The 17115-nt window shown below is 71.7% G+C and carries 16 protein-coding genes; 15 read left to right on the forward strand and 1 reads right to left on the reverse strand.

Annotated elements, in window-relative coordinates:
* The first annotated feature begins 50 nt into the window (after positions 1–50).
* From argC to NYZ95_RS19670, 10 genes are all read left to right on the forward strand, one after another.
* Positions 51–1082, forward strand: a complete 1032-nt coding sequence (argC, locus tag NYZ95_RS19625) for an N-acetyl-gamma-glutamyl-phosphate reductase (protein ID WP_262853030.1) — start codon at positions 51–53, stop codon at positions 1080–1082.
* The gene (gene argJ, locus NYZ95_RS19630) at positions 1079–2230 is read left to right on the forward strand and encodes a bifunctional glutamate N-acetyltransferase/amino-acid acetyltransferase ArgJ (RefSeq protein ID WP_262853031.1); all 1152 of its coding nucleotides are present in this window, start codon (positions 1079–1081) and stop codon (positions 2228–2230) included. The genes argC and argJ overlap by 4 nt, the downstream gene beginning before the upstream one ends.
* A 107-nt stretch (positions 2231–2337) precedes the next feature.
* Entirely contained in the window at positions 2338–3192 is an 855-nt protein-coding gene (gene argB, locus NYZ95_RS19635; RefSeq protein WP_262853051.1) for an acetylglutamate kinase, read from the forward strand.
* Positions 3189–4400, forward strand: coding sequence for an acetylornithine transaminase (locus tag NYZ95_RS19640; RefSeq protein ID WP_262853032.1), 1212 nt, complete (start codon positions 3189–3191; stop codon positions 4398–4400). The genes argB and NYZ95_RS19640 overlap by 4 nt, the downstream gene beginning before the upstream one ends.
* A complete protein-coding gene (gene argF / locus NYZ95_RS19645; protein WP_262853033.1) occupies positions 4397–5335 on the forward strand; it encodes an ornithine carbamoyltransferase in 939 nt (312 codons plus the stop codon). Before NYZ95_RS19640 ends, argF begins: the two co-directional genes overlap by 4 nt.
* Complete coding sequence (locus tag NYZ95_RS19650; RefSeq protein WP_262853034.1) at positions 5332–5880, forward strand: arginine repressor; 549 nt, start codon at positions 5332–5334, stop codon at positions 5878–5880. Before argF ends, NYZ95_RS19650 begins: the two co-directional genes overlap by 4 nt.
* Entirely contained in the window at positions 5877–7082 is a 1206-nt protein-coding gene (locus NYZ95_RS19655; RefSeq protein ID WP_262853035.1) for an argininosuccinate synthase, read from the forward strand. Before NYZ95_RS19650 ends, NYZ95_RS19655 begins: the two co-directional genes overlap by 4 nt.
* Positions 7083–7084: 2 nt before the next feature.
* A complete protein-coding gene (gene argH, locus NYZ95_RS19660; protein ID WP_262853036.1) occupies positions 7085–8500 on the forward strand; it encodes an argininosuccinate lyase in 1416 nt (471 codons plus the stop codon).
* Between the two features lie 48 nt (positions 8501–8548).
* Positions 8549–9130, forward strand: a complete 582-nt coding sequence (locus NYZ95_RS19665) for a DNA-3-methyladenine glycosylase (protein ID WP_372500526.1) — start codon at positions 8549–8551, stop codon at positions 9128–9130.
* Between the two features lie 7 nt (positions 9131–9137).
* A complete protein-coding gene (locus tag NYZ95_RS19670) occupies positions 9138–9842 on the forward strand; it encodes a DsbA family protein (RefSeq protein WP_262853038.1) in 705 nt (234 codons plus the stop codon).
* A gap of 18 nt (positions 9843–9860) precedes the next feature.
* Here the strand turns inward: NYZ95_RS19670 and NYZ95_RS19675 are convergent, their stop codons facing one another.
* On the reverse strand, positions 9861–10997 hold the full coding sequence (locus NYZ95_RS19675) for an ROK family transcriptional regulator (RefSeq protein ID WP_262853039.1): 1137 nt from the start codon (positions 10995–10997) through the stop codon (positions 9861–9863).
* A 174-nt stretch (positions 10998–11171) separates the two neighbouring features.
* On the opposite strand from NYZ95_RS19675, the gene NYZ95_RS19680 reads away from it, so the two are divergent.
* From NYZ95_RS19680 to NYZ95_RS19700, 5 genes are all read left to right on the forward strand, one after another.
* Positions 11172–12230, forward strand: a complete 1059-nt coding sequence (locus NYZ95_RS19680; protein WP_262853040.1) for a sugar ABC transporter substrate-binding protein — start codon at positions 11172–11174, stop codon at positions 12228–12230.
* Between the two features lie 85 nt (positions 12231–12315).
* Positions 12316–13155 (forward strand): ATP-binding cassette domain-containing protein, encoded by an 840-nt coding sequence (locus NYZ95_RS19685; protein WP_262853041.1) that lies wholly within the window; start codon positions 12316–12318, stop codon positions 13153–13155.
* On the forward strand, positions 13152–14381 hold the full coding sequence (locus tag NYZ95_RS19690) for a sugar ABC transporter permease (RefSeq protein WP_262853042.1): 1230 nt from the start codon (positions 13152–13154) through the stop codon (positions 14379–14381). The genes NYZ95_RS19685 and NYZ95_RS19690 overlap by 4 nt, the downstream gene beginning before the upstream one ends.
* A gap of 129 nt (positions 14382–14510) precedes the next feature.
* Positions 14511–16664 carry an MMPL family transporter gene (locus NYZ95_RS19695; protein WP_262853043.1) on the forward strand — a complete coding sequence of 718 codons (2154 nt, stop codon included), beginning with the start codon at positions 14511–14513 and terminating at the stop codon, positions 16662–16664.
* On the forward strand, positions 16661–16987 hold the full coding sequence (locus NYZ95_RS19700) for a hypothetical protein (RefSeq protein WP_262853044.1): 327 nt from the start codon (positions 16661–16663) through the stop codon (positions 16985–16987). The genes NYZ95_RS19695 and NYZ95_RS19700 overlap by 4 nt, the downstream gene beginning before the upstream one ends.
* Positions 16988–17115 lie beyond the last annotated feature (128 nt).

Consider the following 17115-nt stretch of genomic DNA (forward strand, 5'->3'; position numbering starts at 1 on the left):
CGGGGGAACCCCCTTTGCAAGGTCTTGCAGGTGTCTGCAAGACTGTGCACATGACATCGATCTCGGTCGCCATCGCCGGTGCGAGCGGCTACGTCGGCGGGGAGCTCCTGCGGACGCTGCTGGCGCACCCCGACGTCGGTCTCGGGGCGCTCACGGCCGCGTCGAGCGCCGGGAGCACGTTGGGGGAGCACCACCCGCACCTCACGCCGCTGGCCGAGCGCGTCCTCGAGCCGACCGACGCCGAGCACCTCGCCGGTCACGACGTGGTCTTCCTGGCGCTCCCGCACGGGGCGTCGGCCGAGGTCGCCGCCTCGCTCGGCCCGGACGTCCTCGTCATCGACTGCGGAGCGGACTTCCGGCTCAGCAGCGCCGACGACTGGACGGCGTTCTACGGGGGAGAGCACGCCGGCACCTGGCCGTACGGGCTGCCGGAGCTCCCCGGTCAGCGTGAGCGGCTGGCGGGCAGCAAGCGCGTCGCCGTCCCAGGGTGCTTCCCCACGGTCTCCACCCTGACGATCATGCCGGCGGTCCGCGACGGTCTCGTCGGGGCCGACGTCAACGTCGTCGCCCCGACCGGTACGTCGGGTGCGGGCAAGAGCCTCAAGCCGTCGTTCCTCGCGTCGGAGGTGATGGGCCAGGCCAGCGCGTACGGCGTGGGCGGCGTGCACCGTCACACCCCGGAGATCGAGCAGAATCTGCGCGCCTGCGGGGCCGACGCGCCGCGCGTGTCGTTCACGCCCGTCCTGGCTCCGATGGCCCGGGGCATCCTCGCGGTCGTGTCGGCCCCCGTCACCGAAGGCGTCACGGTCGCCGACGTCCGCGCCTCGTACGAGAAAGCGTACGCGGACGAGCCGTTCGTGCACGTCCTGCCCGAGGGCCGGTGGCCGCAGACGCAGTCGGTGCTCGGCGCGACCATGGTCCACCTGCAGGCGACCGTGGACGAGCGGGCGGAGCGGCTCGTCGCGATCGGCGCCATGGACAACCTCGCCAAGGGCACGGCGGGCGGCGCCGTCCAGTCGATGAACCTCGCCCTCGGACTTCCCGAGACCACCGGACTGAGCACGATCGGAGTTGCCCCGTGAGCGTGACCGCACCCCAGGGCTTCCGGGCAGCAGGCGTGCCCGCGGGCCTCAAGTCGAGCGGTGACCCCGACGTCGCCGTCGTCGTCAACGACGGGCCGGTTGACAGCGCCGCCGCCGTCTTCACCTCGAACCGTTGCAAGGCGAACCCCGTGCTGTGGAGCGAGCAGGCGATCCAGACCGGCAAGGCGCGCGCGGTGGTCGTCAACTCCGGCGGTGCGAACTGCTACACGGGTCCTGAAGGGTTCGCGACGACGCACCACACCGCCGAGCTCGCTGCCGAGCTGCTCGGCCTGGCGCCGATCGAGGTCCAGGTGGCCTCGACCGGGCTGATCGGGCTCCTCAACGACCGTGAGACCCTCCTCGCCGGAGTCCGCGCGGCGGTCTCCGGCCTGGACGCCGACGGGGGACCGGACGCGGCGCGGGCGATCATGACCACCGACTCCCGACCCAAGCAGGGCGTCGTGGAGGGCGCCGGGTACGTGATCGGGGCGATGGCCAAGGGCGCCGGCATGCTCGCGCCGTCGCTCGCGACGATGATCGTCGTCCTCACGACCGACGCGCTGCTGACGCCGGAGCAGTGCGACGAGGTCCTGCGGCGCGCGACCTCGCGCAGCTTCGACCGGCTCGACTCCGACGGCTGCCAGTCGACCAACGACACCGTCCTGCTCATGGCCAGCGGGGCGTCTGGCGTCGAGCCCGACGTCGAGGAGTTCGCGGGGCAGCTCGAGGAGCTGTGCCGCGACCTGGCGCTGCAGCTGCTCTCCGACGCCGAGGGTGCCGACCACGACATCGCGATCGAGGTGCGCGGCGCCGCCGAGGAGGCCGACGCGCTCGAGGTCGGCCGTGCGGTGTCGCGCAGCGCGCTCTTCAAGACCGCGATCTACGGCCGCGACCCCAACTGGGGACGCATCCTCGCCTCGGTGGGCACCACCCAGGCGGCGTTCGACCCCGCGGACCTCGACGTCGCGATCAACGGCGTGTGGGTCTGCAAGCAGTCGGGCCCCGGGGAGCCTCGTGACCTCGTCGACCTCGAGCCGCGCGCGGTCACGGTGACCATCGACCTCAAGGCGGGGGACGCCTCCGCGACGATCTGGACGAACGACCTCACGCAGGCCTACGTCCACGAGAACTCGGCGTACAGCTCATGACCGACACCCGCACCGACCCCGACACCTCCACCGCAGTCGACGTCCCGGCGCACTGGAAGCGCAAGACGGAGAAGGCCGCGATCCTCGCCGACGCCCTGCCGTGGCTGATGAAGTACCACGGCAAGGTCATCGTCGTGAAGTACGGCGGCAACGCCATGGTCGACGACGAGCTCAAGAAGGCGTTCGCCGAGGACATCATGTTCCTCCGGTACGCCGGCTTCCGGCCGGTCGTCGTCCACGGCGGCGGTCCGCAGATCTCTTCCATGCTCGACCGGCTCGACATCGCCTCGGAGTTCCGCGGAGGCCTGCGGGTCACGACGCCGGAGGCGATGGACGTCGTCCGGATGGTGCTGGTCGGCCAGGTCGGACGCGAGCTCGTCGGCCTGCTCAACGCACACGGCCCTGTGGCGGTCGGGCTGTCGGGGGAGGACGCCGGCCTGTTCACCGCGGTGCCGACCCGCGCGGTCGTCGACGGTGAGGAGGTCGACCTCGGCCTCGTGGGCGAGGTCAGCGAGGTCCGCCCCGAGGCGGTGCTGGACCTCATCGAGGCCGGCCGCGTCCCGGTCGTCTCGTCGGTCGCCCCCGACGCCGACGGCCAGGTCCACAACGTCAACGCCGACACGGCCGCCGCTGCGCTCGCGGTCGCGCTGGGCGCCGAGAAGCTGCTCGTCCTCACCGACGTCGAGGGCCTCTACCGCGACTGGCCGGACAGCGACGACGTCATCGGCGAGATCGGCGTCGACGCGCTGGACGCGCTGATGCCGAGCCTCGCCTCCGGCATGGTCCCGAAGATGGGCGCCTGCCTGAAGGCCGTACGCGGTGGCGTGCCGCGTGCGACGGTCGTGGACGGCCGCGAGCCGCACGCGGTGCTGCTGGAGATCTTCACCGACGAGGGCGTCGGGACCCAGGTGCTGCCCGAGGCGGAGACGAAGATCCGGACGGCCCTGAGGAGGCTGGCATGAGCACGACGTCGCCCGAGACGACGACGCAGCAGGAGTGGCTCGGACGCTACTCGGCGTCGCTGATGAACACGTTCGGCACGCCGCAGCGCGTGCTCGTACGCGGTGAGGGCGCCTACGTATGGGACGCCGACGGCAACCGCTACCTGGACCTGCTGGCCGGCATCGCCGTCAACGCGCTCGGCCACGCTCACCCTGCCGTGCTCAAGGCCGTCAGCGAGCAGCTCGGCACGCTGGGACACGTCTCGAACCTCTTCACCACCGAGCAGCAGGTCACGCTCGCCGAGCGCCTGCTCGGGCTGCTCGGGGCGGAGGGCAAGGTCTTCTTCGCCAACTCCGGCACCGAGGCCAACGAGGCCGCGCTCAAGCTCACCCGGCGCACCGGCCGGACCCGCTTGGTGGCAGCTACCGGCAGCTTCCACGGGCGCACCATGGGCGCCCTCGCGCTGACGAGCAAGGAGGCGTACCGCGCCCCGTTCGAGCCGCTGCCGGGCGAGGTCACGTTCGTGCCGTACGGGGACCCCGACGCGCTGCGGGCCGCCGTCGACGAGACGGTGGCGGCCGTCGTGCTCGAGCCGATCCAGGGCGAGGCCGGTGCGGTCGAGCCTGGGCCCGGCTACCTCGTGGCGGCGCGCGAGGTCACTGCAGCGCACGGCGCGCTGCTGTGGCTGGACGAGATCCAGACCGGCATCGGCCGGACGGGCGCGTGGTTCGCCCACACCGCAGCCGGTGTCGTGCCCGACGTCGTCACCCTCGCCAAGGGCCTGGGCGGCGGACTCCCGATCGGCGCCTGCCTCGCCGTCGGCGCGGCGGCCGACCTGCTGCAGCCGGGCAACCACGGCACCACCTTCGGAGGCAACCCCGTCGCGGCCGCTGCCGCGCACGCGGTGCTGGACACCATCGAGGCCGAGGGCCTGCTCGAGCGCGCGACCGTCACAGGGGAGCGGTTGCGCGCCGGTCTGGCCGACCACCCGTTCGTCACCGACACCTCGGGGGCGGGGCTTCTCGTCGGTGTCGGGCTGGCCGAGGCGGTGGCACCGCAGGTCCAGCAGGAAGTCCTCGCGCGCGGCGTGGTCATCAACGCGGCGGCACCCGACCGGCTGCGGCTGGTCCCGCCGCTGATCCTCACCGAGGACCAGGCCGACGCCGCCGTGGCGGTCGTCCGGGCGGTGCTCGACACGTACGCGACCGGACAGGAGACCGACGCATGAGGCACTTCCTTCGTGACGACGACCTCTCGCCCGCCGAGCAGGCGGAGATCCTCGACCTCGCCGACGCGCTGAAGAAGAGCCCGTACGCCGAGCGTCCGCTGGAGGGCCCGCAGACCGTCGCGGTGATCTTCGACAAGGCGTCGACGCGCACCCGTGTGTCGTTCGCCGTGGGCGTCGCGGCGCTCGGCGGGAGCCCGCTGGTCCTCGATGCCGGGACGAGCCAGATGGGCCGCGGCGAGACCGTCGCCGACACGACGCGCGTCCTCGAGCGGATGGCCTCGGCGATCGTCTGGCGGACGTTCGCGCAGTCCGGGCTGGAGGAGATGGCCGCGGTGAGCACCGTGCCCGTCGTCAACGCGCTGAGCGACGACTTCCACCCGTGCCAGCTCCTCGCCGACCTGCAGACCGTCCGTGAGCACAAGGGCCGGCTCGCCGGCCTCACGCTGACCTACCTCGGCGACGGCGCCAACAACATGGCCCACTCGTACCTCCTCGCCGGCGCGACCGCGGGCATGCACGTCCGGGTCGCCGCGCCCGAGCAGTACGCGCCGCGGGCCGACGTGATGGCCGACGCGGCCCGGATCGCCGAGTCCACGGGCGGGTCGGTCGCGTTCCTCACCGACGCCGCCGACGCGGCCCGGGGAGCAGACGTCCTCGCGACCGACACCTGGGTCTCGATGGGGCAGGAGGAGGAGAAGGCCGAGCGGATCGCCACCTTCGGCGACTACGCCGTCACGACCGAGCTCCTCGGCCTGGCCGCCACCGATGCGATCGTGCTCCACTGCCTGCCGGCCTACCGCGAGCTGGAGATCGCCTCCGACGTGATCGACGGCCCGCAGAGCGTGGTCTGGGACGAGGCCGAGAACCGCCTCCACGCCCAGAAGGCGTTGCTCGTCTGGCTGCTGCGGCAGGCCGGGCACGAGGACGCACCGTGACCACGATCCCGGGGACCAAGGCAGCGCGGCAGCGGCGGATCATCGAGCTGCTCGGCACCGAGGTGGTGCGGTCGCAGACCGACCTCGCCGACCTGCTCGCCGCCGATGGGCTGCACGTCACACCGTCGACGCTGTCGCGCGACCTCGTCGAGCTCGACGCCGTGCGGGTGCGCCATCCTGGAGGTGGGCTCGTGTACGCAGTGCCGAGCGAGGGCGGCGACCGGACTCCGCGCCCGGCCGTGGAGGCCGTCTCCGCACAGGCGCGGCTCGCGCGGCTCTGCAACGAGCTGCTGGTGTCGGCAGAGGGGTCGGCCAACCTGGTCGTGCTCCGAACCCCGCCCGGTGCGGCGCAGTTCTTCGCCTCGGCGATCGACCACGCGGCACTGGGCACCCTTCTCGGCACGATCGCGGGGGACGACACCGTGCTGGTCATCTGCAAGGACCCCATCGGCGGGCCCGGCGTCGCGGACGAGTTCCGGGCCCTCGCCACCTCCGAGACCGCGAGGCTCTCGGAGACCAAGCACACGAACAAGGAGACATCATGACCGATCGGGTCGTACTCGCGTACTCAGGCGGCCTGGACACCTCGGTGGCCATCGGCTGGCTCGGCCAGGAGACCGGGGCGGAGGTCATCGCCGTGGCCGTCGACGTCGGCCAGGGCGGCGAGGACATGGACGTCGTCCGCAAGCGCGCGCTCGAGTGCGGGGCGGTGGAGTCGATCGTCGTCGACGCCAAGGACGAGTTCGCCGAGGACTACTGCCTGCCGGCGGTGAAGGCCAACGCGCTGTACCAGGACCGCTACCCGCTGGTGTCGGCGCTGTCGCGCCCGCTCATCGTCAAGCACCTCGTCGAGGCGGCGACCTACCACGGCGCCACCACGATCTCGCACGGCTGCACAGGCAAGGGCAACGACCAGGTCCGCTTCGAGGTCGGCGCGAAGGCGCTCGCCCCCGAGCTCAAGGTCATCGCGCCGGTCCGCGACTACGCCTGGACGCGCGAGAAGGCGATCGCGTACGCCGAGGAGCACAACCTCCCCATCGACGTCACGAAGAAGTCGCCGTACTCGATCGACCAGAACGTCTGGGGTCGCGCCGTCGAGACCGGCTTCCTCGAGGACATCTGGAACGGGCCGATCGAGGACCTCTACTCCTACACCTCCGACCCCGCGCAGCCGCGTGAGGCCGACGAGGTCGTCATCGCGTTCGAGGCGGGGGCGCCGGTCGCGATCGACGGCAAGCCCGTCACGATGCTGCAGGCGATCCAGCAGCTCAACCAGCGCGCGGGCGCGCAGGGGATCGGGCGCATCGACATGGTCGAGGACCGCCTCGTCGGCATCAAGAGCCGCGAGATCTACGAGGCGCCCGGGGCGATGGCGCTGATCGCCGCGCACATGGAGCTCGAGAACGTCACCGTCGAGCGCGAGCTGGCCCGCTTCAAGCGCGGGGTCGACCAGCGCTGGGGCGAGCTGGCGTACGACGGCCTGTGGTTCTCGCCGCTCAAGCGCACGCTCGACGCCTTCGTGAACACCTCGCAGGAGGCGGTGACCGGTGAGGTGCGGATGACGCTGCACGCCGGCAAGGCCACGGTCACCGGACGTCGCTCGGCGACGAGCCTGTACGACTTCAACCTCGCGACGTACGACGAGGGCGACACGTTCGACCAGAGCATGGCGAAGGGCTTCATCGAGATCTTCGGCATGTCGAGCACGCTCGCGAACAAGCGCGACCAGTCCCTGGCGGGGGAGTGAGCGTGGCCGGCGAGCAGCCTGAGGAGACGACCGCGGAGCGGACGGCGCTGTGGGGCGGACGATTCGCGTCCGGACCGTCGCCGGAGCTCGAGGCGCTGTCGCGCTCGACCCACTTCGACTGGCGTCTTGCGCCGTACGACCTCGCAGGGTCACGGGCGCACGCCCGCGTCCTGCACCGTGCGGGCCTCCTGACGGAGGACGATCTCACTGCGCTGCTCGTCGGCATCGACGCGCTGGAGGCCGACGTGGCCTCCGGTGCGTTCACCCCGGACCCCGGGGACGAGGACGTCCACACCGCGCTCGAGCGTGGCCTCGTGGAGCGTCTCGGGCCCGAGCTCGGGGGCCGGCTCCGTGCCGGGCGCTCGCGCAACGACCAGATCGCGACGCTGGGGCGCACCTACCTGCGTGACCACGCGGCCGAGATCGGTCGTCTGCTGCGTGGCCTGGTCGCCGCGCTGGCCGACCAGGCGGAGAAGCACCTGGGTGTCCCGATGCCAGGCCGCACGCACCTCCAGCACGCCCAGCCGGTCCTCCTCAGTCATCACCTGCTGGCTCATGCCTGGCCGCTCGTGCGCGACCTGGACCGGCTCGCCGACTGGGATGCCCGGGTGGCGGCGGAGTCCCCGTACGGTTCCGGCGCACTGGCAGGGTCCTCGCTGGGGCTCGACCCCGAGGCGGTCGCGTCCGACCTCGGGTTCACCGGCTCCGCCCCGAACTCGATCGACGGCACCGCCTCGCGCGACTACGTGGCCGAGTTCGCGTTCGTCACGGCGATGATCGGCGTGGACGTGTCGCGCCTCGCCGAGGAGATCATCGTCTGGAACACCAAGGAGTTCGGGTTCGTCACGCTCGACGACGGCTTCTCTACCGGCTCCAGCATCATGCCGCAGAAGAAGAACCCTGACATCGCCGAGCTCGCGCGCGGCAAGTCGGGGCGCCTGATCGGCAACCTCACCGGACTCATGGCCACGCTCAAGGCGCTCCCGCTGGCCTACAACCGCGACCTGCAGGAGGACAAGGAGCCGGTCTTCGACTCCGTCGACACGCTCGAGGTCCTCCTCCCGGCGTTCACCGGGATGATCGCCACCCTCACGTTCGACACCGAGCGGATGGCTGCGCTCGCACCGCAGGGCTTCGCGCTCGCGACCGACATCGCCGAGTGGCTCGTACGCCAGGGTGTCCCGTTCCGGGACGCGCACGAGATCTCCGGCGCCTGCGTCCGGGTCGCGGAAGGTCAGGACAAGGAGCTGTGGGACCTGACCGACGACGAGCTGGCCACGGTCTCGGCGCACCTCACCCCTGCCGTACGCGAGGTGCTGAGCGTCGAGGGCTCGATCGGGTCGCGCGACGCCCGGGGCGGTACCGCGCCGGCACGGGTCGCCGAGCAGCTCGCCGAGCTCCGCGCGCGTCTGGTGTGAGCTCGACGAGCCGGTCTCGCGGCGAGCCGGACCGTCAGGCACACTCGCGTGGTGACGGACGACATCGAGAGCCAGGCACGCCGCCTGCTCGGAGCCACGCTCACCCACGGCGACGTCACCGTACGGATCACCGAGGTGGAGGCGTACGGAGGGACGTCGGACCCGGCCTCGCACGCCTTCCGGGGTCCGACGCCGCGCAGCGCGATCATGTTCGGGCCGCCCGACGTGCTGTACGTCTACTTCTCGTACGGCATGCACTGCTGCGCCAACGTCGTCGTCGGCGAGGAGGGGGACGCGTCGGCGGTCCTGCTGCGGGCGGGGGAGGTGGTCGAGGGTGTCGAGGTCGCCCGAGCACGTCGGGGCGGCGTGCCGGACGTGCGCCTCGCCCGCGGCCCGGCCAACCTCGCGCAGGCGCTCGGTCTCACGCTCGCGCACAACGGCTCCTCTCTCGCCGGGCCGGAGCTCGTCCTGCGGCGTGCTGCACAGGCCCCCGAGGAGGTCAGCACCGGACCTCGGGTCGGGGTCTCGCAGGCAGCCGACGTCCCGTGGCGGTTCTGGCTGACCGGTGACCCGACGGTCTCGGCGTACCGCCGCAGTCCGCGCGCAGCGGCGCCGAGGCCTCTGGGATGATTCCGGGATGCGGCGTGACCCCCTCGTGCGAGTCCTGACGGTCGTCTTGTGCCTGTTCCTGGTCAGCGCGTGCGGTCGCGCGGCGGACCTCGCGACCGGCGGGACCTGGGGAGGCAGCGCCACGGACGTCCCCGGCCTGACCGCCGACGGGGGAGTGGTGGTGTCCGCCGACGACCTCGACCCTGACGGCTCGTCGGCTGCCGACGCCTCCGACGCTGCGGAGGTGGTCGTCTACGTCGAGCCGCTGTGCCCGCACTGCAAGGCCTTCGACGCCGCGCACGGGGTGATGCTGCAGGAGCTCCTGGAGGACGGCCGGATCACCGTCGAGTACCGCCTGGTCTCGTTCCTCGACAACGCGCGCACGCAGCGCTCGTCGGCGCGGGCGGTCAACGCCGCGCTGTGCGCGGCCACCGGAGGCGGCCCGTCGGGGTACGCCGCGTACGTCCGGGCGCTGCTCGAGAACCAGCCGGCCGACGGCGTCCTGAGCGACGAGACCCTGGTCGCCCTCGGCGAGGACGCGGGCGCAGGCGACTCGATCGCGTCCTGCGTCCGCGGCGAGGCCCACGCCGACCTCGTCGCCTCGCTCTCCGAAGCCGCATTGGGCAAGATCAGCGCGACCCCGACGGTGCTGGTGGACGGGCGCGCGCTCGAGGGCGTGCCGTCGGTGGCCGAGCTCAACGCCGCGCTCGGCCTCGGCGCCCACACCGTCTGAGCCCGAGGGGCCGGCGGCTCAGCGGGGGAGCGAGACGGCGTCGAGCGCGAGCAGCAGCGCGCCCTTGACCACGCCCTGGTCACCGAGCGTGGAGAGCGACACCTCGACCGCGCCGCGCAGACCGTCCACGGCGTGACGGCGCAGTCCGTCACGGATCCCGTCGACGACGATCTCGCAGGCCAGGTCGCCTCCGACGACGATCCTGCCGGGGCTCAGGAGGTTCGCGACGATCGCCGAGCCCTGCCCGAGCGCGCGCCCGGCGTCCTCGAGGAGCCGTCGCGCACCGGCGTCGCCGTTCTCCGCGAGCTCCACCAGGTCCGGGACCGTGAGTCCGGGGAGCCGGCCGGCGAGCTGCTCGACGAGTCCGGTCCCTCCCGCGTACGCCTCGAGGCAGCCGCGGCTCCCGCACCGGCACAGGGGACCCGACTCGTCGAGGGTGACGTGCCCGAGCTCGCCGGCCGTGCCGAGACCGCCGCGGTAGACCCGGCCGTCGAGGACGAGGCCGCAGCCGATCCCGGAGGACACCTTGAGGTAGGCGAGCGTCGTCACCTCGGGGCGCGTGCGGAGCTCGGCCAGCGCGCCGAGGTTGGCGTCATTGTCGACGACCGCGGGGACGCCGAACGCCTCCGCCGCCACCTCGCACGCCGTCACTCCTACCCAGCCGGGCAGGATCGAGCCGGCCGTGATGCGGCCGTCGCTGCTGATGGGAGCGGGCAGGCCGACCCCCGCGGCATGGACGCGCTTGGCCTCCTCGCCGATCTCGTCGAGGAGCTCGCCGAGCATCTGCGAGGCCAGCGCGAGCCCGTCGGCGTACGCGTGGTCGTTGTCGAGCGGGCACTGGCGGGAGGTGATGATCCGCCCCGCCAGGTCACCGAGCGCCACCTGGAGGTGGGAGTGGCCGAAGTCGAACCCGGCCACGAGTCCGGCGTCGCGTGAGATACGGACGGTCGAGCCGCGCCGCCCGACCGTGCCTGTCGTCTCGACGAGGCCGATGGCGACGAGGTGGCGGACGATGTTGGACACCGTGGCGGGCGCCAGTGCGGTCTCTCGTGCGATCTGTGCCTGGCTCAGCTCGTCGACCGCGCGCAGCGCCGCCACGACGCGCTCGAGGTTGGCAGAGCGCAGCGCAGAAGGCGAGCCGTACGCAGGGGGCATGGGCCTAAACCTAGTCGGCTGCCATGAATCGTCAAGGGATGAACATTTCAGTTGAAGGTTGCGGTTTTGCAACGCTCTTTCGTTCACGACTTGACGATTTAGGGCTGACGAACGAAGACTTGCCGCGACAGGCGCGGCCGTGTGTGCCACGTCACAAACTCCTGGGGAGGAACAGTGAACAAGTTTGCGCGCACCGCTGTAGGGGCGGCTGCGGCTGCGATTCTCGCGGCCGCACTGGGCGCTTGCGGCGGAGACGACGACGGCGACGGTGGCAGCAGCGACAGCAAGACCATCGCGCTCCTGCTTCCTGAGACCAAGACCACCCGGTACGAGGCGTTCGACAAGCCGCTCTTCGAGAAGAAGGTCGCCGAGCTCTGCGACGACTGCAAGGTCAACTACCTCAACGCCGACCAGGACGCCGCCAAGCAGCAGCAGCAGGCGGAGTCCGCCATCACCGACGGCGCCGCCGTGATGGTCCTCGACCCCGTCGACAGCGAGGCCGCCGTCGGCATCGTCCAGTCGGCGCAGTCCTCCGACGTCCCGGTCATCGCGTACGACCGGTTCATCAAGGGCGCGGACTACTACATGTCCTTCGACAACGAGCGGGTCGGCCAGCTCCAGGGCGAGGCTCTCGTGGAGGCCACCGGCGGCGAGGGGGACATCCTCATGCTCAACGGCGCTCCCACCGACCCCAACGCCGCGCAGTTCAAGAAGGGCGCGCACAGCGCCATCGACGCCAGCGGGCTCAACGTCGTGGCCGAGTTCGACAACCCGGACTGGAGCCCCGACAACGCGCAGAAGTTCGTCACGTCCCAGCTCAACAACGTCGACGCGGCCTCGCTCGCCGGCGTGTACGCCGCCAACGACGGCCAGGCCGGTGGCGTGATCGCGGCCCTGCGCGCGGACGGACTGACGAAGTTCCCGCCGGTGACCGGCCAGGACGCCGAGCTCGCCGCCATCCAGCGGATCGTCGCGGGCGACCAGTACATGACGATCTACAAGTCCATCAAGACCGAGGCGGAGAAGGCCGCCGAGGTGGCCGTCGCCCTGGTGAACGGTGACGACGTCGGCGACACCACGGACTTCCAGGGCGTCGACTCCTTCATCTTCGACCCGGTCGTGGTGACCAAGGACAACGTCAAGGACACCGTTGTCGCCGACGAGTTCTACACCGTCGACGACATCTGCACGCCGGAGTACGCCGACGCCTGTGCCGCAGCCGGCCTGAGCTGATCCGTCCAGAACCCCCGGGTCCGGGTGGCCACGGCACGCCGTGGTCACCCGGACCGCACACGTTCTCACCACAGCGAAGGACATCATGAACGACGGCAGCCAGCCGATCCTCTCGCTGCGCGGCATCGACAAGCGCTTCGGCGCCGTGCAAGCCCTCAGCGACGTCTCGATCGACGTCCGAGCCGGCGAAGTGGTCGCACTCGTCGGCGACAACGGCGCGGGCAAGTCGACCCTCGTCAAGATCATGTCCGGCGTCTACCAGCCCGACGGCGGCGAGATCGTCTTCGACGGCCGCCCCGTCAGCATCCCCGGCCCGAAGGCCTCGCAGGCGCTCGGCATCGCGACGGTCTTCCAGGACCTCGCGCTGTGCGACAACCTCGATGTCGTCGCCAACCTCTTCCTCGGCCACGAGCGCACCACGGCCGGCGTGCTGGACGAGGTCGAGATGGAGCGCCACTCGTGGGAGCTGCTGCAGCAGCTCTCCGCCAAGATCCCGTCCGTCCGCATCCCGATCGCCTCGTTGTCGGGAGGCCAGCGCCAGACCGTCGCGATCGCCCGCAGCCTGGTGGGCGAGCCGAAGGTCGTCATGCTCGACGAGCCGACCGCGGCCCTGGGCGTCGCGCAGACCGCCGAGGTGCTCAACCTCGTCGAGCGGCTGCGCGCCCGCGGACTCGGCGTGGTCCTCATCAGCCACAACATGGCGGACGTGCAGGCCGTCGCCGACCGCATCTACGTCCTGCGGCTCGGTCGCAACGGCGCGGAGTTCGCCATCGGCGAGGTCACCACGGAGCAGCTCGTGGCGGCGATCACCGGCGCCTCCGACAACGTCGTCGCCGAGCGCGCCGCCCGCGACCGTACGGGGGCGGCGATCAGCCCCGACGACATCGACCCCCTCGCCGGTCTGCCCGAGGAGCGTGACGCATGACCACGACGTTCGACAAGAGCGACGAACGCCTCGTCGGCACCGAGTCGCCGCGCGCGGTGCTCGGCGCCTTCGGCCGCCGGATCCGCTCGGGCGACCTCGGCATGGCGCCGGTCGTCATCGGGCTCCTCCTGATCTGGGTGGTGTTCTTCTTCCAGAACGAGCGGTTCCTCTCCTCACGGAACCTTGTCAACCTCAGCCTCGACTCGGCCACGATCGGCATGATCTCCCTCGGCATCGTCCTGGTGCTGCTGCTCGGGGAGATCGACCTCTCGGTGGGGTCGGTCAGCGGTGTCGGCGGCTCGATCCTGGCGGTCCTGCTGGTCTACCAGGGGTGGCCGCTGCTCCCCGCGATCCTGGTGGCGCTCGCCGCCGGCGTGGCGATCGGGGCGTTCTACGGCCTGCTCTTCACGCGGTTCGGCGTGCCGAGCTTCGTCATCACCCTGGCCGGGCTGCTCGCCTTCCTCGGCGTGCAGCTGTGGGTCCTGGGCAGCAGGGGGACGGTGAACCTGCCGATCGACTCGTGGCTGATCCAGTTCGCCAACTTCAAGTTCCTCCCCGAGCCGGTCTCGTACGGGCTCGCGGTCCTCATCGGACTCGTCTACCTCGGCACGCGCGTGCGGACGATCCAGCGTCGTCGCGCCGCGAACCTGTCCGCGCCGTCACTGCGCGGCGCCGTGGTGCGGACGGTCCTGATGGTGGCGGCGCTGCTGTTCGGCGCGTGGTACCTCAACCAGGACCGCGGCGTCGGCTACATGCCGCTCTTCTGGGTCGCGACCATCGTCGCTGTGGACCTGATCTTGCGCAGGACGCGCTTCGGGCGGTCGGTGTTCGCCGTCGGCGGCAACGAGGAGGCGGCGCGGAGGGCCGGTGTCCCGGTGAACCGGGTCTACCTCACGGTCTTCGCGGCCTGCTCGACGTTCGCCGTCCTCGGGGGCATCCTCGCGGCCGGGCGCCTGCAGTCGGTCGCACAGTCCAGCGGAGGCACGGACACCAACCTGATGGCGATCGCCGCCGCGGTCATCGGCGGGACGAGCCTGTTCGGCGGGCGCGGCTCGGCGTACGCGGCGTTGTTCGGGATGCTCGTCCTCCAGTCCATCACCAGCGGTCTCAACCTCATCGGGGTCGAGGCCGAGGTGCGCTACATCGTGACCGGCGCGGTGCTCCTGCTCGCCGTCACGATCGACTCGCTGTCTCGCCGCGCGCGGCGCAGCAGCGGCACGGCGTAGCGCCCAAGGCTCCACCGCCTCAGGGGCGTCGCCGGTTGTCCGGCGGCGCCCCAAGCCGTTCCCAAGCGATCCCCAAGCGGTGCGTACGAGGCTCCTGGACGTCCAGAGGATGACCAAGGAGCAACTGAGATGTCCAGCATGCTGTACCGCCTCGGTCGAACGACCGCGGCTCACCCGTGGCGCACGCTCGGCGCGTGGCTCGTCGTGCTCGTCGGGGTGCTCGCGTTCGCATCGAGCGCAGGGGGCACGTTCCAGGACGACTGGGACGTGCCAGGCGCCGAGGGCCAAGCAGGTCTCGACGCGCTGCGTGCCCACCTGCCGCAGGCGGGCGGGGCGAGCGCGCTCGTCACCGTCCACGACCCCGAAGGCGACCCGCTCGTCCGCGCCGACCTCACCCGGCTCGCCGACGAGCTCGGCGACGTCGCGCACGTCGTGCAGGTGGCGCCCCCGCAGATGTCGGAGGACGCCGACACCGCGCTGCTGACGCTGCGCTACGACGTCCCCGTCACCGACAACGAGGTGATGGGTGCCCTCGAGCCCCTCGAGGAGGCGGTCGCCGCCGCAGGTGTCGACGGTGTCGACGTCGCGTACGGGGGAGAGGTGCCCGGCTCGGCGATGGAGATGTCCGGACGTGGCGAGCTCATCGGGGTGGGCGTCGCGCTCGTCATCCTCGTCCTGACCTTCGGCTCGGTCGTCGCAGCGGGTCTGCCGATCGTGGTCGCGCTGGTAGGCCTCGCGGTCGGCAGCGCCGGCGTGACGCTCCTCGCGGCGACGACCGACGTCAGCTCGACGGCGCCCACCGTGGCGACGATGGTCGGCCTCGGCGTCGGCATCGACTACGCCCTCCTGCTGGTCACCCGCTTCGTAGAGCAGCTGAGGGCAGGAACGTCGCGGGTCGACGCGGCCGCTCATGCCACCGCGACGGCGGGGCGGTCAGTGGTGTTCGCCGGTCTGACCGTCCTGGTCTCCCTGACCGGGCTCGGGCTGGCCGGGCTGCCGACGTACTCGGCGTTCGGCGCCGCCACCGCGATCGCGGTCGCCGCCGTGATGGCGGCCGCGCTCACCCTCGTCCCCGCGCTGTGCGGCCTCGCCGGGCACCGGTTGGTCCCGCGTCGGGACCGCCACCGCCCGTACGGGGAGGCGGCGGCGCGCGACGTGGCCTCGACCGTCACCGGGCGGTGGGCGCACCGGGTGGGATCGCGTCCGCTGCCGTGGGCGCTCGCCGCACTCGTGGTCCTGGTCGCGCTCGCGGCGCCGGCGCTCGGTATGCGGACCTTCCCGCAGGACGCGAGCGCCGACCCGACGTCGTTCACGACCCGCCAGGCGTACGACCTGGTCGCCGAGGAGTACGGTCCCGGCGCCAACGGCCCGCTGACCTTCGTCGCCGACACCACCATGGTGGACGCGGCCGGGACCGCGCAGCTGCAGGACACGCTCGCGGCGGACCCGCGGATCACCGCCGTGGGGCCGGCGACCACCTCGCCCGACGGCGCGATCACCGTCTTCGACGCGCAGCCGGCCTTCGGCCCGCAGGACGAGCGCACCGCCGACCTGATCACGTCGTTGCGTGCCGAGACCCTTCCTGAAGGCGTCCAGCTCACCGGGAGCACCGCGATCCTCACCGACATCTCGACGATGCTGTCCGAGCGGCTGTGGCTGGTGGTCGGCTTCGTGGTGCTGGTCTCCATGCTGCTGCTCGCCCTGATGTTCCGGTCGGTGGTCGTGCCCGTCAAGGCGGCGCTGATGAACCTGCTGTCCATCAGCGCGGCGTACGGGGTCGTGACGCTGGTGTTCCAGCACGGGTGGGGATCGTCCCTGCTCGGGATGGACCATGCGGTGCCGGTCTCCAGCTGGGTGCCGATCCTCATGTTCGCGATCCTGTTCGGGCTGTCCATGGACTACGAGGTCTTCCTGCTGTCGCGGATCCGTGAGGGCTGGCTCCGGACCGGGGACGCCCGCGGCTCGGTGGTCACCGGCCTGGCGTCGAGCGCACGCGTGATCTCCAGCGCGGCGGCGATCATGGTCGCGGTATTCCTCGGCTTCGCGACCGAGGGCGCCGTGGTCGTCAAGATGCTCGGTCTCGGCATGGCGGTCGCGGTCGCCCTCGACGCCACCCTGGTGCGGCTGGTGCTCGTCCCCGCGACGATGACGCTGCTGGGCCGCGCCAACTGGTGGCTCCCGGCCTCGATCGACCGCCGTCTCCCGCACGTCAGGGCCGAGCTCGACGCCGGTGCGGTGGCCGTGCCGCCAGAGGCCGACGACCGCGAGGGGGTGCCGGCATGACCGCGTCGACGTTCGCTCGTGCGTACCAGCAGGAGGTGGCCGCGGTGGTCGACGCCGCGGGCGGCATCGCGACCGGTGACAGGCGGGGATGGGCGCGGCTGCACCGCCGGTGGGACCGGCTGGTCGCCGAGCCGCCACCGGTGCCCGGCGCGGACCGCGAGACCCGCGAGGCCGCCGCGCTCGCCGAGACGATGACGGTCTGCGCCGACGGGCTCGCCTGGATGGCCCGCAGCGGCGACCGCGACGTCCGCTCGGCGCTGGTCGTCCGGCTCGTGCAGACCAAGCGGCAGCTCGACCGGATGGTCGGCACCGCGCCGCTCTAGGTGTGATGTCCAGGCAGGTTGGTCGAGGAACTGTGACGACACTGTCTGATGTCGTAGATGGGTGAAGGCCTCCCGGTGTGGAGTGGAGCTGTCTAAGGAACCGCTCCCCACCAAGGAGGCCTTCGTGT

The organism is Mumia quercus, assembly GCF_025506335.1.
Taxonomy (GTDB): Bacteria; Actinomycetota; Actinomycetes; order Propionibacteriales; family Nocardioidaceae; genus Mumia; species Mumia quercus.

Excerpts from the sequence above, each read along its gene's own strand:
- NYZ95_RS19695 (WP_262853043.1), top strand. The coding sequence starts at position 14,511 with ATGTCCAGCATGCTGTACCGCCTCGGTCGAACGACCGCGGCTCACCCG.
- argC (WP_262853030.1), top strand. The coding sequence starts at position 51 with ATGACATCGATCTCGGTCGCCATCGCCGGTGCGAGCGGCTACGTCGGC.
- NYZ95_RS19675 (WP_262853039.1), bottom strand. The coding sequence starts at position 10,997 with ATGCCCCCTGCGTACGGCTCGCCTTCTGCGCTGCGCTCTGCCAACCTC.
- NYZ95_RS19670 (WP_262853038.1), top strand. The coding sequence starts at position 9,138 with ATGCGGCGTGACCCCCTCGTGCGAGTCCTGACGGTCGTCTTGTGCCTG.
- NYZ95_RS19700 (WP_262853044.1), top strand. The coding sequence starts at position 16,661 with ATGACCGCGTCGACGTTCGCTCGTGCGTACCAGCAGGAGGTGGCCGCG.
- argF (WP_262853033.1), top strand. The coding sequence starts at position 4,397 with ATGAGGCACTTCCTTCGTGACGACGACCTCTCGCCCGCCGAGCAGGCG.
- NYZ95_RS19685 (WP_262853041.1), top strand. The coding sequence starts at position 12,316 with ATGAACGACGGCAGCCAGCCGATCCTCTCGCTGCGCGGCATCGACAAG.
- NYZ95_RS19690 (WP_262853042.1), top strand. The coding sequence starts at position 13,152 with ATGACCACGACGTTCGACAAGAGCGACGAACGCCTCGTCGGCACCGAG.
- NYZ95_RS19640 (WP_262853032.1), top strand. The coding sequence starts at position 3,189 with ATGAGCACGACGTCGCCCGAGACGACGACGCAGCAGGAGTGGCTCGGA.
- argB (WP_262853051.1), top strand. The coding sequence starts at position 2,338 with ATGAAGTACCACGGCAAGGTCATCGTCGTGAAGTACGGCGGCAACGCC.
- NYZ95_RS19655 (WP_262853035.1), top strand. The coding sequence starts at position 5,877 with ATGACCGATCGGGTCGTACTCGCGTACTCAGGCGGCCTGGACACCTCG.